This is a genomic window from Tumidithrix helvetica PCC 7403, from assembly GCF_965232925.1.
Taxonomy (GTDB): domain Bacteria; phylum Cyanobacteriota; class Cyanobacteriia; order Pseudanabaenales; family Pseudanabaenaceae; genus Tumidithrix; species Tumidithrix helvetica.
The window spans coordinates 12,716-35,523 of sequence record NZ_CBDDRA010000029.1; the positions used below are offsets into that span (position 1 = coordinate 12,716).

Annotated in this window: 18 protein-coding genes; 9 read left to right on the plus strand and 9 right to left on the minus strand. The window is 43.9% G+C overall.

The features are described 5' to 3' along the window. Positions 1-178: 178 nt before the first annotated feature. Positions 179-1,435 (minus strand): LCP family protein, encoded by a 1,257-nt coding sequence (locus ACP2WE_RS21205; RefSeq protein ID WP_425217523.1) that lies wholly within the window; start codon positions 1,433-1,435, stop codon positions 179-181. Positions 1,436-1,492: 57 nt separating this feature from the next. On the opposite strand from ACP2WE_RS21205, the gene ACP2WE_RS21210 reads away from it, so the two are divergent. Continuing rightward, on the plus strand, positions 1,493-2,449 hold the full coding sequence (locus ACP2WE_RS21210; protein ID WP_425217524.1) for a nucleotidyltransferase family protein: 957 nt from the start codon (positions 1,493-1,495) through the stop codon (positions 2,447-2,449). Positions 2,450-2,596: 147 nt separating this feature from the next. Here ACP2WE_RS21210 and ACP2WE_RS21215 read toward each other — a convergent pair whose 3' ends face one another. The 4 genes from ACP2WE_RS21215 to ACP2WE_RS21230 all read right to left on the minus strand — a co-directional run bounded on the left by ACP2WE_RS21215 (position 2,597) and on the right by ACP2WE_RS21230 (position 6,690). Further along, positions 2,597-4,219 carry an NAD(P)H-quinone oxidoreductase subunit 4 gene (locus ACP2WE_RS21215; protein WP_425217525.1) on the minus strand — a complete coding sequence of 541 codons (1,623 nt, stop codon included), beginning with the start codon at positions 4,217-4,219 and terminating at the stop codon, positions 2,597-2,599. A gap of 322 nt (positions 4,220-4,541) precedes the next feature. Beyond that, the gene (locus tag ACP2WE_RS21220) at positions 4,542-5,342 is read right to left on the minus strand and encodes an undecaprenyl-diphosphate phosphatase (protein WP_425217526.1); all 801 of its coding nucleotides are present in this window, start codon (positions 5,340-5,342) and stop codon (positions 4,542-4,544) included. Positions 5,343-5,433: 91 nt separating this feature from the next. Then, positions 5,434-6,060, minus strand: a complete 627-nt coding sequence (locus tag ACP2WE_RS21225) for a hypothetical protein (protein WP_425217527.1) — start codon at positions 6,058-6,060, stop codon at positions 5,434-5,436. A 246-nt stretch (positions 6,061-6,306) separates the two neighbouring features. Next, complete coding sequence (locus ACP2WE_RS21230; protein ID WP_425217528.1) at positions 6,307-6,690, minus strand: hypothetical protein; 384 nt, start codon at positions 6,688-6,690, stop codon at positions 6,307-6,309. Positions 6,691-6,765: 75 nt separating this feature from the next. Here ACP2WE_RS21230 and ACP2WE_RS21235 point away from each other — a divergent pair, with 75 nt between their 5' ends. The 4 genes from ACP2WE_RS21235 (at position 6,766) to ACP2WE_RS21250 (ending at position 9,353) form a co-directional block, all read left to right on the plus strand. After that, the gene (locus ACP2WE_RS21235) at positions 6,766-6,897 is read left to right on the plus strand and encodes a hypothetical protein (RefSeq protein ID WP_425217529.1); all 132 of its coding nucleotides are present in this window, start codon (positions 6,766-6,768) and stop codon (positions 6,895-6,897) included. Continuing rightward, positions 6,894-7,796 (plus strand): carbohydrate ABC transporter permease, encoded by a 903-nt coding sequence (locus ACP2WE_RS21240; protein ID WP_425217530.1) that lies wholly within the window; start codon positions 6,894-6,896, stop codon positions 7,794-7,796. The genes ACP2WE_RS21235 and ACP2WE_RS21240 overlap by 4 nt, the downstream gene beginning before the upstream one ends. Before the next feature lie 136 nt (positions 7,797-7,932). Next, positions 7,933-8,796, plus strand: coding sequence for a carbohydrate ABC transporter permease (locus ACP2WE_RS21245; protein WP_425217531.1), 864 nt, complete (start codon positions 7,933-7,935; stop codon positions 8,794-8,796). Positions 8,797-9,008: 212 nt separating this feature from the next. Continuing rightward, the gene (locus ACP2WE_RS21250; protein WP_425217532.1) at positions 9,009-9,353 is read left to right on the plus strand and encodes a hypothetical protein; all 345 of its coding nucleotides are present in this window, start codon (positions 9,009-9,011) and stop codon (positions 9,351-9,353) included. Between the two features lie 43 nt (positions 9,354-9,396). Here the strand turns inward: ACP2WE_RS21250 and ACP2WE_RS21255 are convergent, their stop codons facing one another. After that, positions 9,397-11,619, minus strand: a complete 2,223-nt coding sequence (locus ACP2WE_RS21255; protein WP_425217533.1) for a CHAT domain-containing protein — start codon at positions 11,617-11,619, stop codon at positions 9,397-9,399. Positions 11,620-11,763: 144 nt separating this feature from the next. Between ACP2WE_RS21255 and cobO the strand changes: the two genes are divergently transcribed. After that, a complete protein-coding gene (cobO, locus tag ACP2WE_RS21260; protein WP_425217534.1) occupies positions 11,764-12,372 on the plus strand; it encodes a cob(I)yrinic acid a,c-diamide adenosyltransferase in 609 nt (202 codons plus the stop codon). A 66-nt stretch (positions 12,373-12,438) separates the two neighbouring features. Further along, complete coding sequence (locus ACP2WE_RS21265; protein ID WP_425217535.1) at positions 12,439-13,545, plus strand: Gfo/Idh/MocA family protein; 1,107 nt, start codon at positions 12,439-12,441, stop codon at positions 13,543-13,545. A gap of 80 nt (positions 13,546-13,625) precedes the next feature. Here the strand turns inward: ACP2WE_RS21265 and ACP2WE_RS21270 are convergent, their stop codons facing one another. Beyond that, positions 13,626-17,405 carry a GAF domain-containing protein gene (locus ACP2WE_RS21270; protein ID WP_425217536.1) on the minus strand — a complete coding sequence of 1,260 codons (3,780 nt, stop codon included), beginning with the start codon at positions 17,403-17,405 and terminating at the stop codon, positions 13,626-13,628. 143 nt (positions 17,406-17,548) lie between these two features. On the opposite strand from ACP2WE_RS21270, the gene ACP2WE_RS21275 reads away from it, so the two are divergent. Beyond that, the gene (locus ACP2WE_RS21275) at positions 17,549-18,901 is read left to right on the plus strand and encodes an ABC transporter ATP-binding protein (protein WP_425217537.1); all 1,353 of its coding nucleotides are present in this window, start codon (positions 17,549-17,551) and stop codon (positions 18,899-18,901) included. A 155-nt stretch (positions 18,902-19,056) separates the two neighbouring features. Then, positions 19,057-20,787, plus strand: coding sequence for an ABC transporter permease (locus tag ACP2WE_RS21280; RefSeq protein WP_425217538.1), 1,731 nt, complete (start codon positions 19,057-19,059; stop codon positions 20,785-20,787). A gap of 139 nt (positions 20,788-20,926) precedes the next feature. On the opposite strand, the gene ACP2WE_RS21285 is transcribed toward ACP2WE_RS21280, so the two are convergent. After that, positions 20,927-21,889: a protochlorophyllide reductase gene (locus ACP2WE_RS21285; RefSeq protein ID WP_425217539.1), complete on the minus strand. Its 963-nt coding sequence runs from the start codon at positions 21,887-21,889 to the stop codon at positions 20,927-20,929. Between the two features lie 259 nt (positions 21,890-22,148). Beyond that, the gene (locus ACP2WE_RS21290) at positions 22,149-22,799 is read right to left on the minus strand and encodes an NAD(P)H-dependent oxidoreductase (RefSeq protein WP_425217540.1); all 651 of its coding nucleotides are present in this window, start codon (positions 22,797-22,799) and stop codon (positions 22,149-22,151) included. Between the last annotated feature and the right edge of the window lie 9 nt (positions 22,800-22,808).

Sequence of the window (22,808 nt, forward strand, 5' to 3'; positions counted from 1 at the left end):
AAGCAGACATCCAAGCCTGTTTTGCCTTTGCCGCAGATCGGGATCGGAGACTAACCGTAATTCAGCCAGTATAAGGTCGCTACTCCTACCCAATTTCTGTAGGGGCGATGCCCCAGTGCTCGCCCAGATTCCTTATACACCCAATAGGTTGCTCCAAAACCCTTATCCCGAATTCACGTTAATTTGTTGGCTGGCTATTTGAATTGTCTTGACGCTTGACCTGAAATTTGCCGTCGATCGCTTGGGCAGCCTGTTCGGGCGTGGTAATCCAATAGCTGTAGCGAAACTCATTCGGGTCGCTCGGTCTACCGGGCAAGGTGAAAGATTGAACTTGGCTGGGTTTGAGGCTGAGACTAAAAGTCCCCAGTGCCAACATTTCATCAAAGCTCAGATCGGTATCCACATGTCGCCGCAGCACTGTCACCAGATCGTTGAGTTTTAGGACGAGGGTTGGGTTACTTAATTTGGCTTTGAGCGCTTTTAACAGAACTTGTTGTCGCTTAATCCGCCCAATATCCCCTTCTTCGTCATGGCGGAATCGCACAAATCCCTCCGCTTGTTTGCCATTCAGCACTTGCACGCCAGGGTAAAGATCGATGTCAAGTTTTTGCGTCTTATCGACATAGCGCATGCGCTTGGGAACGTTCACCTCCAAGCCACCCAAGACATCAACTAGATCGACCAAGCCTGATGTATCAATGCGGACATAATGGTCAATATTGACATCATTGAGTGTCTCGGACACCGTTGATTTGGCTAAAGCTGCCCCACCATAAACATTTGCCCCATTGATCTTTGTGCGTCCTGCGCCGGGGATGGGTACTTGCGTATCGCGAGGGATAGAGAGGATGGTGAGAGAGCGATCGTAGGGGTCAAACCGAATCAATAACATGGTGTCGCTGCGACCGTTAAAAGATTCTGGCGAATCGAGGGGAGCCCCAGGGACGCGATCGATCCCTAAGACTAAAATTTGCAAGGGGCGATCTAGTTTGCGACCCAATGCTTCAACAAAGACTTCTTCGGGGTTACGTCCCTTGAGCAGCCCCATCCAGTCCAGATTATTGATTGGGACAAATTTTGCTAAAAGAATGCCCCCACTGACTGCGATCGCGGTGATGGTGGTAAGTGTAATTTTCCCCCAAGGAATCTTGCGTTGCTTGGGTTTTATTTGATTAGACGGATTTTGTTCTAGTGGTGAAAAATTAGGGATGAATGCGGCTTCAGTTTTCGCCTCAGCAAAGGGGGTTAATCCCGAATCTGATTGCGTAGATGGCTCAACAGGCTTTATGGCTGGCTGCGGCATGGGTCGTTGAATTGACTGGGAGGATAGGGATTCAATCGGCGACTGAGGAGTCTGCTTGAGGGTGTGAACTGTTTGCAGGGGCGTAATACCCTGACCTCCAGTTTGCTGTTCTGACCTAGGTCTATTCGTCACTCAACACAACCTAATTCTATAATTCACACTAGTAACATATACTGCAAGCCAATAACTATGCAAGCGATCATTATTGCCGGAGGCAAAGGAACACGCCTAAGACCCTTGACTTATGGCTGTCCTAAACCAATGCTACCTCTTTTAGATCGACCATTTTTAGCATGGATGATCGATCGCTGCCGAGATGCAGGAGTCTACGACATTTTGCTGAATGTGCATTATCAAGCCCAACAGGTCACAGATTATTTTGAAACAGGCGATCGCTTTGGTGTAAAAATTCGCTACATCGAAGAATCTACTCCTTTAGATACAGCAGGTGCGATTAAATTGGCAGAACCTTACCTGACAGGCGAGTCTCTGATTGTTTTTAACGCTGATATTCTGACAGACTTAGACTTAAACGCTGCAATTAAGTTCCATAAAACACATCAAGCTGATGCCACGCTCACGCTAAAAAGAGTTCCAGACATCACCCCCTTTGGTTTGGTTGAGTTAGACCCAAGCGATCGAGTCCAAGCATTTAGAGAGAAGCCAACCGAAGAACAAGCGGTGGAATTTTTGGCGCAAGGCATCAATACGATCAATGCGGGAACTTACATTTTGGAACCTCACATTTTTGATACCTATCCCGTAGGAGAACCCTTGAGCTTTGAGCGGGTGGTATTTCCGAATCTATTATCTCAGGGTTTGAAGATGATGGGGTTTGTCTGGGATGGTTACTGGATGGATTTGGGAACCCCAGAAAAATACTGTCAAGCTCATGTGGATATTCTAGAAGGAGCGATGCCTTTTGGACTTTCCGAATCCAATGAGTCCACCGAACGGGGAATCTGGATCGCTAAGACGGCGGAAGTCAACCCTCAAGCGACATTAGCATCTCCTTGCTACATTGGCGATCGCGTCAAGATCGGCGCAAATGCGAATATTCCAGCAAACACGATTATTGGCGCGAATTCTCTGGTCGATCGAGCAATCTCTCAGGGAATTTATGCCCCAGGCTCAATATTGATTTAGGTTGATTCGCATGTAGCGGCAGACAAGGGGCAGTGCCCCTACATGCTGTCAGTGAATCGGCTAAATCAATCGATGTGAAATAAAGCAAAATACCCCCATGTGGGGGTATAAAGAGAAGCTATTCTCTAGTTTCCTTCTTTTCTTTCTTTATTCTATTTTCGAGAGATCGGGCGCAACAAGAGACGTTACATTATGAGTCAAGCTAGGTTGCAAAAATCCTAAAGGACTTCCTTGGGGTTTATTGGCTAAAGCTGGAATAGACGCACGTAGCGTTGCTACCAGACTTGATGTGGTTGCATCGTAAACCTGTGTCATCAGCTTAGGATATAAACCAATGCCAATAATCGGTACGAGCAAGCAAGCAATAATAAATACTTCCCGTGGCTCTGCATCAATTAGTTCTTCATGGGAAATGAGTTCCTTGTTTTCTGCTCCGTAAAAGATTTCACGCAACATTGATAGCAAATACACGGGTGTGAGAATTACACCTACGGCTGCCAAGATCACCGCTACCACTTTAAATGTATCGCTGTAAGCATCGCTGGTTGCAAAACCCACAAAGACCATCACTTCGGCGACAAATCCACTCATGCCCGGTAAAGCTAGGGAAGCCAGAGAGCAAGTCGTAAACATGGCAAAGATCTTGGGCATTTTTTGACCGACCCCGCCCATTTCATCCAAAATCAGCGTATGGGTGCGATCGTAGGTAGCTCCTACCAAAAAGAACAAACTGGCTCCAATCAGACCATGGGAGATCATCTGGAGCATTGCGCCACTGGTTCCTAGTTCGGTAAAGGAAGCAATCCCAATCAAGACAAATCCCATGTGTGAGATTGATGAATAGGCAATCTTGCGTTTCAAACTGCGCTGGGCAAAGGAAGTGAGGGCCGCATAAATAATATTAATTATCCCCAAAATCACCAAAACAGGCGCAAAGTAAACATGGGCATCAGGAAGCATGCCAGCATTCATCCGCATGAGCGCATAACCGCCCATCTTCAGCAAAATACCTGCCAGCAACATGTGAACAGGAGCTGTAGCTTCACCGTGAGCATCTGGCAACCAAGTATGTAAAGGGAAAATTGGTAGCTTCACCCCATAGGCAATCAAGAAGCCAGCATAGGCAAAGAGTTGGAAGGTGAGAGGATAGTCTTTGGCAGCTAGGGCTCTCATATCAAAGGTGGGGACATCACCATAAAATGCCATGGCTAAAGCAGCTACCAAGATGAAGAGAGAGCCACCTGCGGTGTAGAGAATAAATTTAGTGGCTGCATATAACCTTTTTTTGCCGCCCCAAATTGACAGTAGCAAATAGACAGGGATTAGTTCTAGTTCCCACATAAAGAAGAACAGAAGCATATCCTGAACGGCAAACACACCAATCTGTCCACCAAACATGGCAAGCATCAAGAAATAAAATAATTTCGGCTTGAGGGTTACGGGCCAAGAAGCCAAGATTGCCAATGTGCTGATAAAGCCAGTAAGTAAGATCAGGGGCATCGAAAGACCGTCAGCGCCCACCGACCAATTTAGACCGATCTGTGGCACCCAAGCATAGGTTTCTGATAGCTGTAGCCCTGGTTTAGAGAAGTCGTACTTGGTACAAAAGGCGTAAACCAGCACCGAAAAGTCAATCAGACCGACGACTAATGAATACCACCGAACTATCTTGCCATCCCCCTTGTCAGGCACGAGGGGGATCAGCAGAGCCATAATTATCGGGAAGATAATTGTGAAAGTCAGCCAAGGAAAATTTTCAAGATTTAGCATACTTACAAATAATCAGTTTAATTACCTACCCACTAACTTCAGACATTGTAACTAGGTCTAAATTGAATGCCTAGAATTATTCAGACTTACTTAAACTGAATATGCATTTCTACCTAATGAATGTATCCCAGTACTATAAATTGTTTATGAACGTAGTACGGGCTTCGGCACAGGCAGGCAAGATGCCAGCTACAAATTAATTACAACTCTTTTAGGATTGCTATAAGTTTTTTGCACGCTTAATAAAAATGCCAGCTACAAATACCACCTACGAATGTAGGTTTAGCTTACTGCAATGGTTTTAAATTTAGCGTTTTTGAAATTAAACCTTACCGAAAGCAACCCATAAAAGCAACGCGCTTCCAAACAGGAGGCGATAAAACACAAAGACCCATGTAGATTGGGTTTTAAGGAAGCGCATCAAAAAGGCGATCGCAAGATATGAAAATATAAAAGATGAAACAATTCCGACCACCAATGGGCCAAAGGATTTGAGATCTTTTAAAACCTTATAGGACTCGTATACCGTTGCCACGGTGAGCGTAGGGATACCTAGTAAAAACGAAAATCTTGCGGCGGTGGCTCGCTTCAGCCCTAAAAATAATGCCGTTGTCAGGGTTGAGCCCGATCGCGACACGCCTGGAACTAATGCTAGGGTTTGCCCCAGCCCGATCAGGAGCCCGTCTTGAATTTGTAAAGAATCAAAGCCCCGCTTGCGAGAGCCAAACTTTTCTGCTGCCCCTAAGATCAATGCCATCACTATCGAGGCGATCGCAATGACTAGAATGCTCTTGGGTAGCACATCTTTAAATAGATAGCCCACGATCAAGGCTGGACAAGCACCGATCGCAATGCCAACGATCTGCTTCCACTCTTCTTTTTGCCAATCTTTTTCGCGATAGGCGGTAAGCGCGCCCATGACAATGTGGCGAATATCTAGCCAGAAATATAAAACTACAGCAAAGACACTACCGAGTTGAATTGCGTCTACAAAGGTTTTCTCACCAACCTGCTCCCAACCTAAGATTTTTGTGAAAACGAGTAAATGGGCGGTGCTGCTGATGGGCAAAAATTCTGTAATGCCTTGCACAATTCCAAGGATAAATGCCTGTAAATATTCCATAAATTTAACATTTTGCGATTGGGTGCTGGCTCTCAGCCCCCAAGTGAATCGATTTCCCTAAGAAGTTTGCACGGGTTATGATCGCACATTATCAAGCAGCCGCGTTGAGGTAAGCAGCTAATTGAGTCTCGCATTGTTGGAAAATATAGTTGACAGCAGCAAACAATTTTTCTAGGTCAAAAATACTGTAAGGCTCTGGATGGTGCGTAAAGCTATTTGCTTCCAACTTACCAAATTCCCACGTGATGCCATTAGAGACAATGCCAAAGATTGCGATCGATGTTTCTCTATGCAATTTCTGTGCAGTAACCATTTCGGCAAGACATTGACCCCAACCCCAATCAAAATTATCCTGCTTTGCCTCAACGAGGAGCAAATAAGGCTTGTCAAACACAACCTTCCCAAAGGGCGATCGCCTTGCCAAAATATATTCTGGAAATCCAGAGAGAATATCATCGAAACTTAACAACTGATGACTCCACAATGTAAATATGCTGCTATATGGCTTCCAAGTTTCCTTGAGAATGGGATAAATCATGTTCTCGCAAATGGCAAACTCAGAATTGTTCACGACTCCCTCTCGCATTACATATTCTAGGTCTTGGCGAAAATAGTCAGAGACGGGAAATTTTACCCCAGACACAAAACTTGCCTCTGAATAAATCACTTGCAGTTCTTTGACGGTTAAGCCCAGACTTTTGAAATTACTGAAAGACATATAGACCTCATCGGCTGTTCTATATATTCCAAGTTACCAGTTAATTTTACGGATAGGGCATTGCGGAGCTGTAAGGACGAAATTGGCTAAGGATCGTAGATTGATTAAAGTGTAATTTTTTGAAAGTAATCGGAACTTTAACCAATGCCTCTTAGTGCCTAGAATTGCAGGTAATTTAATTCATAATCCTAAGCAAAACAAAACCCCCTACTGGTGAGGTGAGGGGGCTAGGAATTCTCGGCTAGATTACTTTTTCTTGATATCTTTCGCCATATTGCGGAACATGTCCATGCTTGTGTCCGAAGAGATCGTACGGCGATCGCTTGCTGTAGGCGCTTCAGCTTCCTTCTTAGAGGAATAGGTAACCGATTCACCACCCGTAAGCTCTGATTTCTCCATAGAAGAGACTGCTTCAATCATTTCAGCCCCTTCGGTACTATTTCCCATTTTAGGGAAGGATTTTTTCACACTCTTGGCTGTACGCATGTAGTCAATATCCCCGTAAGTCTTAGCCGAATCAGCATCTAAGAAAAAGGCATTTGAATCTTGAGACTCCACGCTTGATGAAACAGTTGTCTCTGTTTTATCTGCTTTCTTTTTATTGAATAAACCCCTAATAAAACCTGTCATATCTTTCGTACTGCCTTTAATGGATGATTGCTAGTATTTACTTTTGTTTCGGTATGTAACATATTAGCAATATTTATGGGACATTTAATCCCAACTTCAATCAAAATTTTTGATTCCCTCGCATGGCGCGATCGCCAGAGAATTGTGAGTGTAAGATCGCTCCAGTTATCAGATGAAGTCAGCCTTGCCCATCTCAACCGCTCATGACCATCAAACCGAAAAATAGCTTTAAGCAGAAATTTAGAAATGTTAACTGGACACCCTATTTCTTCCTGTTGCCAACTATGCTACTGCTCGGTATTACTGCGTTTTTGCCCGTGATTCAAGCGGTTTACTTAAGCTTTACCAGTTATGACTTTGTGGGCAGCCCCAATTGGGTTGGATGGAAGAATTACAATCTGTTGTGGCGCGATCGCTTATTTTGGCAAGTTCTCTATAACACGATCGTTTATTTAGTATTTGCCGTGCCTTTTTTGGTGGTTTTGCCATTGATTTTGGCGATTTTAGTAAATCAAGCCCTCAAAGGAATTCAAGTTTTTCGGGCGATTTATTATTTCCCTGTGGTTGTTTCTGTAGTTGTGGCTGGGATTGCTTGGAAGTGGGTTTACGCGCAAAATGGCATCTTAAATTACTTCGCTTCGCTGATTTCATTTCAAACGATCAAAATTGCTTGGCTGACGGATTCGCGGACGGCAATTTTTTCGATTATTGCGGTGACGGTTTGGCGCGGGTTAGGCTATTACATGGTGATCTATCTGGCGGGGCTACAGGCAATTCCTAAAGATTTATACGAAGCCGCCGCGATCGATGGTTCCGATGGTTGGCAAAAGCATTTTGATATCACCGTGCCTCTCCTAAAGCCCTACATTATTCTTGTGGCAATTCTCTCGGCGATCGCTTCGATGAAAATCTTTGAAGAGGTCTATATCATGTCCAAGGGGGGCCCCGCGAATAGTACCAAAACAGTGGTTTATTATCTATTTGAGAAGGGATTTGACAGTTTAGAAATGGGCTATGCTTCCGCGATCGGTGTCGTTTTATTTCTGATTATTTTTACGATCTCAATTTTGACTGTAAAGTTTGTTTCTCCTAGTACTCGTGCCTAAATGGATAGTAATTAACCGTAGGATATGTTAGGCGTAGTCGTAACGCATCAAATCCCTAGTCAGCATGGGTTACGCTGTCGCTAACCCATCCTACAGAGATCCGTAAAGTTTGTTTTCTCCTAGTACTCGTGCCTAAATGGATAGATATCTGCGTAAGAAAAAATCTTTCAACACTAAAAATCCCTATATAGAGAAATTTTGGGGATATTTGTTACTCAGTTTGATTGCTGTGGTCACGATCGCACCCTTACTTTGGTTGGTTAGTACGGCTTTTAAATCTCCTGATGAAAATATTTTTCGGTTTCCACCGCAACTAATTCCTGCTAATCCTACGTTTAATAACTTTATTAAGGTTTGGCAAAATAATCCCTTTCATATCTATTTGTTGAACAGTGTTTTAGTCGCAAGTGTCACCGTTATTTTGAATTTATTGTTTTGTTCTCTTGCTGCATTTCCATTGGCAAGATATGACTTTAAAGGCAAAGCATTTTTCTTTTGGGCGATCGTGGGGACAAGTATGATCCCATTCCAAATTACAATGATTCCCCTTTATGTTTTGGCAGTACAGCTAAACTTAAAAAATACCTATGCGGGTTTAATTTTTCCCTATGTTGTTTCGACTTTTGGTGTGTTTTTACTCAGGCAAGCATTTCAAGGTGTACCTAAAGAATTAGAAGAAGCGGCTTGCATGGATGGTTGCTCTAGTTTGGGGATTTGGTGGCATGTGATGCTGCCCTCAAACCGTCCCGCCCTTACCACTTTAGCGGTCTTTACTTTTGTGGCAATGTGGGGCGATTTTCTCTGGCCCTTGGTGATTGTAGACAAGCCAGAATTCTATACATTACCTTTGGGTGTGGCAAATTTAGCCAGTGCCTTTTCGGAAGATTGGCGTTTGATTGCGGCTGGATCGGTGATTTCTATTTTGCCAATTTTTGTGTTTTTCATCTTTTTACAACGTTATGTAATTCCTACGGATGCTGGTGCGGGTGTAAAAGGCTAAAGATAAAGGTTAAAAATTGTAATTATAGGAACTTATTTTTGGTTTTAAATGTTGAATGATTTAAGCACTAATAAATTCTAAAAGTTAGCAGTCTAAGCCCAAGAGTGCCAACGTTTTAGTCTTATTGGTAAAGCAATCCTATTGGATTTGTCAGTGGAGTAATTTATGAATTACTCCTTCTCAATTTACCTTTTAGCTGTTAGGAGATAAATATGGAATACACATTTGAAATTTTAGGTGTGTCGCCGATTCTTTATTTCTTTAATCATCAACAAGAAGCAATCCAAAAGTCTACCCATGAGGGTGTGGAGTATCTTGGCGCCCATCGCTGTACTCTAGATGCCTTTATCCAATCGGCAGAAATTGTACCTGCCCAGAGAGGCTGGGACTTCGATCGCCTCGTGCAAGCGATCGTCGATTTTTGGGTAAATAATCCCGAACGTGTGGGGCTTTGGCGCGAAAGACTATCAGATGCAGGCGGTGAAAGCCTCGTTGTAGCTAGAGTAGGTAATTTGAAATCCTTACGCCACGAACTAGAGTCGATATTCAGGCAGTAAGATTGCAATTTGACCGAGCGATCTTTGCCTTTTCTGGAAACTGTCATAGCCAACTTCCAACTATCACAAAAGAAGCCCAAAAGAACGGATGTTTTATCTTTCTAGGGCTATTTGATGGGAGCGAAACTGCTGGTAAGCCTGGGATACCGATGATTTTGTTGTTTTCGATCCTAACTTCGCCATGTATTATCGATAGTTGGGCTTTTTGTAAAGCGATCGCTTTACTTGGTGCATCAGAAAAACGACTGTAAAAGCTCAAGATTAAAGGAACAGTGCCAGCATCACTGACTGACCAGAGAGAAGCTAAAACACTACGAACGCCAGAAATTACAGATACTCCTGCAATGCCAAGATTTTTGCCTACTGCTGTTTCACAAGCACTCAATGTCAGCATTTCAACTTGAGGCTTGTCGAAATTGAGACTAGGAATTTGCCTAATACTAAGGCGATCGTCAAAAAACTGAATGAATGCCCCGTCAGCTTTATTACTCAAAAAGCGAGCATGCGTGGCTAGATGAATGATGCCATAGTCTTGTTGTTTTCGTTGTACCTGCATATTCTTTACAGTAAATGTTTGATTGACAAAAGAATTGCCAACTAATAAAGATTGAGCATTACCATTGCCAACAATATGGGAGATCTCTGTATCTACTGCTGGTAATGCTGAAAGTCCTCGCACAGGTTCGGTTAGACCCATTGCTAATACTCGACTATTTTTGTGATTGCGCTCTTCTAATTTCGCTAAGCGAAGGCTTGGTACGCTGGCGATCGCATATTTCTCAACCAGAAATTTTTTGCCATCATAGAGTGCAGCAGGTGGAATCACTCGTAAGTCTCCATCCATAATGAAAACTAGAGTACTTATTTTCTCTGCTTGTAAGGATGCTTCAATTGGCTCGATCAGCCAATGATTTAATTTCTGGGCTTCGATCAGATAATCATCTGAATCAGGATCGCGCAGGTTAGAGCGAAAATCTATAATAATGGGTAGTAAAGATTGCTTGGAGCTATTCGCGACCGTTTTTTGGACTATCTTTCCGCTTGGGAATATGACCAAAATCTCAAGGCGATCGTCAAAGATTACAGGATAAACTAAAGCCGTAGGGCTACCTGTGATTTTTGAGGCTCTATTCAGTTCTTTTTGAATATTTACAATAATCTCTTTGGGAGTAGGGGTATTCCTAGTAGTTGAACTAGTTAAACTAGTTGAGCCAGTTGAATTCGTTGAACTAGTTGAATTCGTTGAACTAGTTGAACTAATTGAGCCAGTTGAATTCGTTGAACTAGTTGAGTGAAGTAAGCTAGTTGAAGAGGCTAAAGGTACCCCAAGATAAGCTTCTAATTCCGAAATATAGCTAGATTCGAGGCTAACGATTGCCTCTACTAAGTTGCCACTCTTAATGAACAGAGAAGCTTGCACATGGTGAGATGTAGCTAAGGCTGTTTTCTCTAAGGTTTGAAGTTGCCCGCTAACGATCTCGGTTCCCGTCTGGGTTACTTCAGTAAGTCCTGAACCTGTAAGCAGTTTGGGTAAATCCACGATCGCGATCGGTTTTAAATCGCCTAATTTTTGCTCGGTAGCGATGGGGAGATCGAGGCTGAGTAAGTTACCTTCGGGGGCAATGCGAACGAACTTCCCATCAGGAATGGCAATAATGTTAATCTTGCCGTTAAGTGTGGAGATCGTACCTGTGTTAATCACAATACCACCAACAAGTACGATCCCCTGTCCTTGCGAAGCAGATAGATTGTTTGCTGAGTTCTCTTGTCCAGTTTGGGAAAATGGGATGGAAGAATTTGCCAAAGAAAAGGGATTGAGACGATCGGTGAGACGTTTGAGCTCGCTTACACTATGATTAATGTCTGACCAACCATTTCCAATTGGAAGCCCATTTGCTGTAGGTGTGGTTAGGGTCGCAGGAATAATTACAGTTTGAATACCATTTACTGTAGGTGTGGTTAGGGTCGCAGGAACAATTCCTCCAACACCCATTAGAATGTTTTGGACATTAGGTTGACTGAGAAAATTGGTAACTTGTCCTTGGGTTAAGCCAAGTTGTTGAATGCTTTGAATGAGATTCGAGCCTGTTTGGGTTCCAGCCGTAATGTTAATTTGGTTCCCGTTGGGTAGGACGATCGTGACTGTACCGTTTTGGGATAGGTTAATGATTTGGGCTGAGAGTGATTCTGCCATTAAGGGTGAGCATAGTAATGCGATCGCTACGACTGAAAAAGTCTTCTGATACAGTCCCGTAGCTAATTTCATACTTAAAACTCTCCTGACGTTATAAATTTAAGTTTAATTTGTTTTCATTCAAAATAGGAATAGCCTTGATACACGAGGCTTTCAGGAATAAGCTAAAATCAAGTAAAATTCCGTCTGTAATCCTAACAATTGTTTCGAGCCATCATGTCAGAAATTACTGCCGAGCAACATCGTCAAAAAATGCAGCGCCGTCAGGAGGTGCAACGCGAACGGCTCGCAGAGCGACAGCTAGAAAAGGGACTCACGATCGTTAACACGGGGGAGGGAAAAGGTAAGACCACTGCGGCTTTAGGCATGGTTTTACGATCGCTTGGACATGGCTATAAAGTTGCGATCGTGCAATTTATCAAGGGGGCATGGGAACCTGCTGAAAAAGCGGCATTTCAACATTGGGGCGACCAGATTACTTTTTTAGCGATGGGTGAGGGCTTTACTTGGGAGACCCAAGACCGCGATCGCGATATTGCCAAAGCCGAGGAGGCATGGACATCAGCTTTAGAATTTATCAAAAACCCTGAGATTAAATTAGTTCTGCTGGATGAAATTAATATTGCGCTCAAGTTAGGTTATCTTAGTGTCGATCGCGTTTTAGCTGGATTATCAGAAAAGCCCGAAGATGCTCATGTAATTTTGACTGGGCGGGGCGCGCCCCCTGAGTTACTTGCTGCTGCCGATTTGGTCACAGAAATGAAGCTAGTCAAACATCCTTTTCGCGAGCAGGGTGTGAAAGCGCAAGCAGGGATTGAATTTTAGAGGAGATTTTCGCAAAGATTCGAGCAAGACTTAAATTAAGAACTTCAGAGAAAAGGAATTTATATTGTGAAGGCAGTTGGAGTTGGGGTAATTGGCACAGGATTTGGACAGATTGTGCATATACCAGGTCTGAGAGAACATCCACATACGGAGGTTGTTGCCGTTTATCATCGCGACATTGCCAAGGCAAATCAGGTAGCCGAGAAGTTCCAAATCCCCTATACTTGCGATCGCCTTGAGGATCTTTTTTCGATTCCCAAGGTTGAAGCAGTAACTATTTCTACACCCCCGTTTTTACATTACATCGCTGCCAAAGCGGCGATCGCTTCAGGTAAACATATTCTCCTAGAGAAACCGACGACGTTGAGTGTGGCAGAAGCGATCGCGCTCTATCATCTGGCAGCAAAGCATAAAGTCGTAGCAGCCATGGACTTTGAGTTTCGGTTTGTTCCAGAGTGGCGTTATTTCAAGCACTTGCTCGATCGGAACTTTGTTGGTAAAAAACGATTGATAACGATCGATTGGATCGTTCAGGGAAGAGCCGATCCAAGACGGGCGTGGAATTGGTATAGTCAAAAAACCTGTGGTGGCGGAGCCCTAGGATCCTTAGGCTCTCACACTTTCGACTATGTTAATTGGTTGTTTGGTTCTGTAAAGCATTTGTGTGGGCAACTCAGTACGGCGATTCCCGAACGCCCACATTCGGATGGGACTATGCGTCCAGTCGATGCCGATGACACCTGTAATATTTTATTGGAACTTGAAGATGGAACCCCCTGCAATATTTGCATCAGTACAGTTTCCTATCAGGGCAGTGGGCATTGGGTGACGGTCTATGGCGATCGCGCCACCTTGGTCTTGGGCAGTGGCAATAAATCTGATTACGTGCATGGCTTTCAGGTGCAACAGGCGGAAGTAGGTAAGGTGGAAATGGAAGTAATGCCCATTCCGTCTGAATATCAGTTACCGCAAACCTATCCAGATGGAAGGCTAGCTCCCTTTATTGCTATATGCGATCGGTTTGTAAATGCAATACGTACAGAATCTCCTATGCTCCCAAGTTTGCGTGAAGGAGTCTATTCTCAACTCTTGATGGATTTAACCCATCAGTCGCATCAACAAAGAAAATGGCTAGATGTCCCGAGTTTAGAAAGTATATTACAGAAATCCTAATTCCTAAGATTCAATTGGATTTGCGCAAAGGCGCAAGATGTGGAGGTAATTCATGAATTGTCACTACAGTAAAACTGTGTCTACTCCAAAGGTAATAGGGAATCGCCAAGAATTATCTGTTCCCAGTACACCAGCTTTTCTGTCAGCACTGCTTTGTGAATTGGCTTACTGAGATAGTCATTCATCCCAGCGGCTAGACAGTCCTCTCGATCTTCTTGTCTGGCGTTCGCTGTCATAGCAACGATCGCGATATCGCAATCGGGTGAATCAAGTTCCCGAATTTTTTTGGTTGTGGCGAATCCATCTAATTCGGGCATCTGGCAGTCCATGAGGATAAGGTCATACTTTGTTTGAGCAAGCATGTTTAAGACTTCTACTCCATTCTTTGCCACATCAGCATGATAGCCAGAGATCTTTAAAAGGTTCACAGCTACTTTTTGGTTAATCAGATTATCCTCAGCTAACAGAATTTTTAATGGCGATCGCCTTACTTTAGAGGCAGGAGCAGCAGATTTCTGTGGTTCTATTTCAGATATATCCTTTGCGCTAGACATAGTTTCTAAGAGACGATCGTAAAGCTCTGACTGTTTGATCGGAGCAATCAGGTAGTTGGAGAAACCAGCTTCCTGCACTTGCTGCTTGCTTCCTCTGTCCTGTAGAGAGGTCAACAACAACAACTTAACATATTTTAGATTCGGATCGGTCGTGATTTTCTGCCCCAAAATTTCAGCATTGCTTCCAAGCATTTGCCGATCCAAGATCGCAATATCATAGGGTTGTCCTTCAGCGATCGCTTCATACATAGCAGGAATTACAGCCTCTGATGATTGAATGCGATCGACGCGCATCTGCCATGTGGAGATTTGGTAGTACAAGACTTGGTAAGTAATTTGACGATTCTCTACAATTAAGATTCGCTTACTATTGAGGTTGTCTTTGGAGATCTCTTGTGTGGAAATTTCCTGTTCTTGAATGCCAAACTGGGGATTTAATCGATTATTGGATTGTTTTATCAATGGAATTGCGAACTTGAAGTCAGATCCTTTACCTTCATGACTTTCCACTGAGATCGTCCCACCCATCAATTCGACAAACTGCTTGCAGATCGCGAGTCCTAATCCTGTGCCACCAAATTTTCGGGTGGTGGAGGTGTCAACCTGTGTAAAGGGGGTAAATAAGCGATGTTGTGCAGATGCTGGAATGCCAATGCCCGTATCTGTAACTAAAAATTCGATGGTTGCTGTATCTGTGGTTTCAGACTGAAGTGCGACAGTGACCAAAACATAGCCCTCAGATGTAAATTTAATCGCATTACTGACTAGGTTTGTGAGAATCTGCCGTATCCGACCCGTATCTCCTTTAAGTTGTAAAGGAACTTCAGCGTAGATCAAAGAAGCAAGCTCTAATCCCTTTGTCTGAGCAGAGACCGCCAAAAGACTTATCACTTCTTCGACGCAGGTCGCTAGATTGAAGTCTATAAATTCCAAACTCATTTCTTTGGCTTCTAGTTTAGAAATATCGAGAATTTCGTTGATCAGGGTGAGTAGATTCTCGCCACTAAGTCGAATTGTCTCGGCAAAGTCTTGTTGCTCCGTTGTCAGTTCGGTATTCATCAAAAGGCTGGTCATTCCAAGTACGGCATTCATCGGTGTCCGAATTTCATGACTCATTGTGGCAAGAAAAGTACTCTTGAGTTTCGTTGCTTTTTCGGCTTCGTTGCGTGCATCTTCAAGTTCAATATTCTGCTCCGTTAATAGCTTTTTCTGTAGGGTTTCTTGTTCGAGTAGTCTAGCTTGATAGAGAGCGATTCCCACTTGATTGGCAAGCTCGCTGAGCGAGTCAATTTCAAAGGACTTCCAATGTCTGGGCTCAGAACAATGATGCATAACCAATAATCCCCAGAGACGATTATTCTCTAAGATTGGTACAACCAGAATTGCTTTAACCTGAAGTCGTTCCAGCATTTGCTGGTAGCAAGGTGAAAGATTTGCTGTAGCAACATCATCTATCACTTGTTTTCTGCCCCTCTGAGCGTATTCACGCCATAGACCTTCACGAAAGCAACTGTCAGAAATACACTGACCTACACAGGCTAACCATTGTGAGTCTAGAGATTCGACCACAACCTTGCCATCCCAATTGTGATCGAACTGAAAGATAAGAACGCGATCGGTTTTAAAGAACTGACGGACTTCCGTCACCGTTGTATTGAGGATTTCAGGAATATTTAGAGATTGTCGAATGCGAAGGGTAATTGTGGAGAGTAAAAGCGATCGCCAGTTTTGCTGTCTGACATTTTCTTCGGCTTGCTTCCGCTCTGTAATGTCTATCCCAGTAGAAATCACGTATTCCACCACAGCTTCTCGACTGCGAAGTTGGGTGTTTGACCAAGCAATTAAACGACGTTCGCCATCTCGATTAAGCCAGTAGTTCTCAGATGAACTAGGAAGTTCATTTTTGACTAAATCGGCAAAGATCGCTTTGACGGCTTTCGTTTCTTCGGGAATCAAAAAAATATTCCAAAAATATTTGTCGCGAACTTCCTCAAACGCAAATCCTGATGTTTGTTCGCATTTGCGATTAAAGCGAACGATTCTCCCTTTGGGATCGAGTACGACCACTAAAGCGTCAGTCGTATCGAGAATTGTCATAATGAAATCACGTTCTTGCTCAAGATTGTCTTCTAGGTGTCTGCGTTTAGACATTTCTTGATTGATGAGATAAAGTATGAATCCTAAAGCCGCTAAATTGATAAACACTCTACCCAAAAACTTCTTCTCTAACTGCTCGGCTTCAACTTTAATATCCTCAATCCAAGTATCTAGTACGCGACTTTCTACGGTAGCTAATCGATCGATCTCTTGGCGGACTTCGTTGAATGCTGTAGGGTTTCTATTATTGAGAAATTTTTGCTGTGCAACCGAAAGCTGCCGATTTTGGACTAATGAGATCAGAGATTGTGTTTCGAGCGCTTGCTGCCGAACAAATTGATTGAGTTGATTTAATACCCGCTGCTGGTGCTCTGTAATCGATCGCTTTTGCAATTCTTGGATGTTTCGACCAATTTCATCAACCTCTTTGTAGTAATTCTCTAAGTCTTGTTCTTGACCGGTTAGAAAAAAGCGATATTGCAATATATCAAGTTCGCGTAAGCGAACGGAAATCTGATTGAATTCTCCTAAGGTTTGACGCTTTCCAATAAATACCTGAGATGTTTTGGTTAAACTGCTTAGACTTTGGTAAGCAATAATGCCCCCACCCACAAAAATGCAGGCGGCGATCGCCAAACTAATGCCTATTTTGTTGAGAAACCAACTCTTCTTGTTTTTGTTAGATTTGCGTAGCAGTACTACCCGATCTAAGTCAGCAAGGTTATGACGCAGCTCGATCAAATACACGACTTGACGAGCTAGTATTTTTAACGCGTCGATCTGTTCTGGACTCAGTTGCCTTGGCACGCGATCGATCGCGCAGAGCGTACCCAAAGCATATCCCTCACTCGTGACTAGGGGCGCACCTGCATAAAACCTAATGTAAGGAGAATCCGTAACGAGAGGATTATCAGCAAAGCGTTCGTCTAGTAAAGCATCGGGGATAATCATTACGTCTGGCTGCAAAATTGCATGAGCGCAAAAGCCCACGCGCTTAGATGTTTGAGTCACATCTAACCCCACTCGCGATTTAAACCATTGCCGATTTTTATCCAATAAGCTGATCAGTGCAATTGGAGTTTGACACACATATGCAGCTAAGCTAGTGATATCATCAAACTCTTGCTCGGATGGCGTATCCAAAATTCTGCACTGCTGTAGAGCCTCAAGCCTGAGTATCTCGTTAGCAGGTTCCTGGGCTGGAATCATCGTGAACCTTACAGGTTATTACTACAACAGACAATACGTCTAAATCATGCTAATAGTCTAGCCTGATTCTCAATCGATCGACCTGTTGATACAGGGATGCAACTACAAGTCTATAATTGCCGTTAGTGATTTCAGGGGTAGTTGTGCTAGAAAAAACAAATAACCCAAGCTTTATAGCTTTGCAAGGGATTGGTAAGTCCTATTTACAGCCTAATGGCCAAACGATTACGATTATCGAGAATATTAATTTAGAGTTGCGAACTGAGCAAATCATTGCCATACTCGGCCCATCAGGTTCGGGCAAATCGACCTTGATGCGAATGATTGCAGGGTTAGTTCCCCCAACTAGCGGGAATGTTCTTTATTACGATCGCCCACTTACAGGGCTGAACCCTGGTGTAGCAATTGTATTTCAGAATTTCGCGCTCTATCCTTGGCTAACGGTATTAGAGAATGTGGAATTGGGGCTAAAAGCCAAAGGAGAGGCAAAGGAATCGCGAGAGAAAAAAGCCCTGAAAATGATTGACGTGATTGGCTTAGATGGCTTCGAGAATGCCTATCCTAAAGAATTGTCAGGGGGGATGCGCCAGCGGGTCGGTTTTGCCAGAGCCTTGGCAGTGGAACCAGAACTTTTGTGTATGGATGAGCCCTTTTCTGCCTTGGATGTCCTAACGGCTGAGAACCTAAGGTATGAGTTGCTCGATTTATGGCTAGAGCGCCGCATTCCTACAAAATCGATTTTGATTGTCACCCATGGGATCGAAGAAGCCGTTACGCTCGCCGATCGCATTATTGTACTAGGACGTAACCCCGGTCGCATTCGTGCCGATTTACCTGTGACCTTGCCACACTACCGCGATCGCAAAAGTCCTGAGTTTCAAGCGATCGTCGATCAAGTATATAAGATCATCACGCAACCAGATCTAGATGTAGATACGATTAATACTTCTACTACGACTTCTCAAGCCAAATCAGAAACTCATCAAAGGTATCAATTTCTGCCATCTGTCAGGATTGGCTCGATCGCTGGTCTGATCGAAATCCTCGAAGATCGTCAGGGCTATGACCTCTATCGGTTGGCGCAGGAATTATTATTAGAAGTTGATGACATTCTGCCAATTCTTGATGCTGCTAAGTTATTAGAACTCATCATTCTATCTGAGGGAGATATTTCGATTACCGAATTGGGACAAAAGTTTGTGCAAGGCAATATTGATGAACGCAAGCAGTTGATCAGGTTGCAAATCCTATCTCATATCCGACTCGCGCAACAAATTAATCAACTGATCCAATCAAAGCGCAATCATCGCATTCCCGAAGAGATGGTTCTCGATATTTTAGAAAAGTACTTTACAACTGGCGAAGCCAGAGCACAATTAGAAACAGTAATCCACTGGGGGCGCTATGCCGAACTCTATAGTTATGATGAACCATCTGGAGAAATCTTTTTTGAGCAGGAAATCAGCGAAGAAATAGAAGAGACGATTTCTGTTTAAATCTTCGATAGGGTTATCCGTCATCGGTGATTGGTTATCAGTTAAAGAGCAATAGGTTAGCGGCATTTATTTGAATTAACATTTGAACCGCCAACTGCCAACTGTCAACTAAAAAAACGATCGCATCTCAATGTCGCTAGCTTTCAAAGGTGTTTATGTTTCAGCCCACAATTGACCCCAAAGCCAAGTTTCGCAGTAAATGGGGAATCGGAGACCTACTCTTGCCTCTGGCGATCGTATCGCTCATCTTTGCGATCGTACAGACTGCATCAGAGTTTACTGGTGCTTATAATGAGAAGCTGGTAATTTCTCTTTCCCTATCTTCTCTGCCTTGGTACACATTGCAAACCTTGGCGAGGATGGTCGTTGCCTATTTCCTTTCACTTTTGTTTGCGATCGGCTATGCCTATACAGCCTACCGCTCTGCTACCATGTCGGTGATTTTAATCCCGTTATTAGATATCTTGCAGTCGATTCCAGTGCTCTCTTTTTTGCCTGCGGTAGTTTTAGCATTGGTGGCAGTGTTTCCCAGTCAACGCATAGGCATAGAGCTTTCTTCAGTGCTTTTAATCTTTACAGGGATGACTTGGAACATGACCTTTAGCTTTTACCAATCTTTGGTTAGCATTCCTAAAGAACTTAAACAAGCCAGTCAGGTGTATCGCCTCGGTGCATGGCAGAGATTTTGGACGATGGAGTTTCCATCAGGGGCAGTAGGTTTGGTCTGGAATAGCGTGATGTCCGTGGCGGGGGGATGGTTCTTTTTGATGCAGACAGAATCATTTACCCTATCAAATCGTGACTTTACCTTACCAGGGTTGGGTTCCTATTTAAGAACAGCAGCCGATCGTGGGGATTTTGGCGCGATCGGTTGCGGGCTGTTTGTATTGGTGAGCGTGATTGTTGCTATTGATTTTTTTGTTTGGCGACCCTTAATTGCTTGGGCAGAGAAGTTTAAATTAGAAACGGTAGAAGCGACCAATGCTCCAGAATCTAGAGTCCTAGACTTTTTACGGCGATCGCCAACGGTCAGGATTTTAAGCGATCGCGTATTTGCGCCATTGCAGGAATCGATCGATCGCGGCTTTAATCGCAGGTCTCAAACGGCTCTAACTGCCAATACAAATCCTGCCAGTTGGGTAAAGTGGCTCAATTGGATTTTTTTAAGCGGGTTTGGACTGATTGTGGTTTGGGGAACATGGGAAGCCTTGCTCCTATTAAGCAAACTGGGTTTTGACGATTGGAAAACGGTGATGGTTGGCGCCATGTATACTGCCTTCCGCGTGATGGCTGTCCTGGTGATTTCCCTACTGATTACCGTACCCGTTGGCGTTACCATTGGTCGCAATCCTCGCTTAGCCCAATTTCTCCAGCCCTTAGTACAAATTGCGGCTTCCGTTCCTGCTACGGCGCTGTTCCCTGTATTTCTGCTCTTCCTTGCCAATTTGGGTGGAGGTTTAGATATCGGCGCAGTCTTGCTCATGACTTTAGGAAGCATGTGGTACATTTTATTCAACGTGATTGCTGGGGCGCAATCAATTCCCTCGGAACTGTTTGAAGCTGCAGAGGTGTATAAGCTTTCTCTCGTACAACGATGGAAAACTTTAATTTTACCTGGGATCTTTCCCTATCTGGTCACAGGAATTATCACTGCTGTGGGAGGCGCATGGAACGCCAGTATTGCAGGTGAATATATCAAGTTTCAAGGTAAGGTTCTTACTGCCACAGGGCTTGGTGAAACGATTACTCAAGCCTCTGATGCTGGCAATTATCCTTTGCTTTTAGCCGCAACCATAGTCATGTCTTTGTTAGTCGTAACGACCAATCGACTGATTTGGCGACCTCTCTATCGACTCGCTCAAGAGAAGTATCAACTGTTGATTTAAAATCTAGATTTTCGTGCCGTCTGCCTCTGAAATCTTTTCAATCGCCTTCAATACTTCCATTCTAGTCAAGGATCCCTCGTTTCCTCCTTTTGGGGGAAATGCCCATGAGGGCAGAGGGATCCGATACTTCGACAAGTGCTTAGGCAAGTCCAACCAATTTAGCGCTCAGATTCCACATGCGATCGGCTTTTTCATCATCCCGAGCTTGAGGAGAGACGGTCTGCACAAAAGACTTACGGTCTTTTTTCTGGCGATTTCCCCAACTCCAGTAAGCTCCAGATTGCTTGTACTCAGGATCGGCAACCACTGCTGCCACTCTTTCGCCCGAAAGTTCTTGAGATACATACCCGCCTGTAATATATTTCTGGAACAAGGGGAAGATCTTTTGAAATAAAGGATAGTGATTGCGAAATAGAGGAGTTTCAGCCACACAACCTGGATAGAGAGAGGTAAAGGTAATTCCTGTAGAGTCGTGATAGCGGCGATGCAGTTCTCGCATGGTCAGTACGTTACAGACCTTACTATCTTTGTAGGCTTTGACCGACTCAAACGCTTTTCCATCAATCATAGAGATTGGATCTTTAAACCCTGCGGCAAATCCTTCAAAATTGCCAAGATCTGGGCGTGGTGGAATTTTGCCACCCAACTCATCTGGGTTGTGGGTCACCGTTCCCAAAATTACCAATCTCGGATCGCCATTAGGCGCTTTTTTGAGATCGTCAAGCAAAAGATTGCACAAAAGAAAATGTCCGAGATGATTCGTAGCAACGCTGAGTTCGTAACCTTCTGGACTGCGTAAGGGGTCTTTGAGCAAAGGCATATAAATTGCGGCATTACATACCAATGCATCTAGCGATAGGCCTCTTGCCCTGAAGTTTGAGACAAATCGCCTTACGCTTTCTAGCGAGCCTAGGTCAATATGGATTAATGAGTAGCTATCTTTAGGCATTCCAAGAGCTTGAGCGGCGCTATCTGCCTTCTCTAAATTGCGACATGCCATCACCACATGCCATCCCCTGTCTACAAGAGCTTTTGCTCCATATAGTCCAACGCCTGAGGAGGCACCTGTGACGATCGCAGTGGGTTTCCGATTTTGTTCCATTCTAAATAATATTTATATTTACTTGACTATCTAGTAGGATTTTACCCCACTGAGCCCCTCGGATATATTTTGGATGAGGATGCGATCGCAATTTTTGCCTAATCAATAACCAGAGGACAAAGCATTTAGGATATTTTTAGTAGGATGAAGGACTTTCACCCCGTTATTTACAAATATCAAGTCGCCCAAAAATAGTAGGAACGAACAAGCGCTCATTCCTACATTTCATTCTTTTGGAATTTCCCTAAGATTCATTTACCTATAGGGTTTCCAGTACCTCAGACTTAGGAAATCTTACCTTTGCCAAAGCTGCGTACTTGTCACCTTCAGAACGATAGCCTGCAGCACAAGCCACGACCGTAGCATAGCCTTTAGCAGGCAGTTCCAGGACTTTGTCGTAACTAACAGGTTCGATTCCTTCCATAGGGCAGGTATCAACCCCTAGCAAAGCGGCGCTGGTCATGAAATTGCCCAGTGCAATATAGGCTTGACGAGTTGCCCATTCATTCACGTTAAAACTACGTGCGCCATATACCACGTCGCTTACCATCATGTTGCGATAGCCAGCGATCGCTTCGACCGAACCACCACGCACCTCAGCAGTACGAGCGACAAATCGATCTACATGCTCAGCCGTGAGGTTCTTTTTAATGGTAAACACCACATAATGAGAACAGTCTGTTACCTGAGCTTGATTCCATGAGAGCGGTCTGAGCTTTTCTTTGAGTTCCTTGCTAGTGATAATCAGGAATTTCCAAGGCTGAAGCCCATAGGAAGAAGGAGTTAACACTAAGGAATCTTCTAAAGCCGTCCAGACCTCTGGGGAAATTGTTTTGGATGGATCGAACTGCTTGGTGGCATAGCGCCAGTTGAGATGTTCCAGTAAGTCTGTTGGAGTTATGTGAATCATAGATCGAGA

What these genes read in the sequence shown, in the direction of transcription:
- ACP2WE_RS21210 (WP_425217524.1), top strand. Translation starts at nt 1,493, where the DNA reads ATGCAAGCGATCATTATTGCCGGAGGCAAAGGAACACGCCTAAGACCC.
- ACP2WE_RS21215 (WP_425217525.1), bottom strand. Translation starts at nt 4,219, where the DNA reads ATGCTAAATCTTGAAAATTTTCCTTGGCTGACTTTCACAATTATCTTC.
- ACP2WE_RS21220 (WP_425217526.1), bottom strand. Translation starts at nt 5,342, where the DNA reads ATGGAATATTTACAGGCATTTATCCTTGGAATTGTGCAAGGCATTACA.
- ACP2WE_RS21225 (WP_425217527.1), bottom strand. Translation starts at nt 6,060, where the DNA reads ATGTCTTTCAGTAATTTCAAAAGTCTGGGCTTAACCGTCAAAGAACTG.
- ACP2WE_RS21230 (WP_425217528.1), bottom strand. Translation starts at nt 6,690, where the DNA reads ATGACAGGTTTTATTAGGGGTTTATTCAATAAAAAGAAAGCAGATAAA.
- ACP2WE_RS21235 (WP_425217529.1), top strand. Translation starts at nt 6,766, where the DNA reads ATGGGACATTTAATCCCAACTTCAATCAAAATTTTTGATTCCCTCGCA.
- ACP2WE_RS21240 (WP_425217530.1), top strand. Translation starts at nt 6,894, where the DNA reads ATGACCATCAAACCGAAAAATAGCTTTAAGCAGAAATTTAGAAATGTT.
- ACP2WE_RS21245 (WP_425217531.1), top strand. Translation starts at nt 7,933, where the DNA reads ATGGATAGATATCTGCGTAAGAAAAAATCTTTCAACACTAAAAATCCC.
- ACP2WE_RS21250 (WP_425217532.1), top strand. Translation starts at nt 9,009, where the DNA reads ATGGAATACACATTTGAAATTTTAGGTGTGTCGCCGATTCTTTATTTC.
- ACP2WE_RS21255 (WP_425217533.1), bottom strand. Translation starts at nt 11,619, where the DNA reads ATGAAATTAGCTACGGGACTGTATCAGAAGACTTTTTCAGTCGTAGCG.
- cobO (WP_425217534.1), top strand. Translation starts at nt 11,764, where the DNA reads ATGTCAGAAATTACTGCCGAGCAACATCGTCAAAAAATGCAGCGCCGT.
- ACP2WE_RS21270 (WP_425217536.1), bottom strand. Translation starts at nt 17,405, where the DNA reads ATGATTCCAGCCCAGGAACCTGCTAACGAGATACTCAGGCTTGAGGCT.
- ACP2WE_RS21280 (WP_425217538.1), top strand. Translation starts at nt 19,057, where the DNA reads ATGTTTCAGCCCACAATTGACCCCAAAGCCAAGTTTCGCAGTAAATGG.
- ACP2WE_RS21285 (WP_425217539.1), bottom strand. Translation starts at nt 21,889, where the DNA reads ATGGAACAAAATCGGAAACCCACTGCGATCGTCACAGGTGCCTCCTCA.
- ACP2WE_RS21290 (WP_425217540.1), bottom strand. Translation starts at nt 22,799, where the DNA reads ATGATTCACATAACTCCAACAGACTTACTGGAACATCTCAACTGGCGC.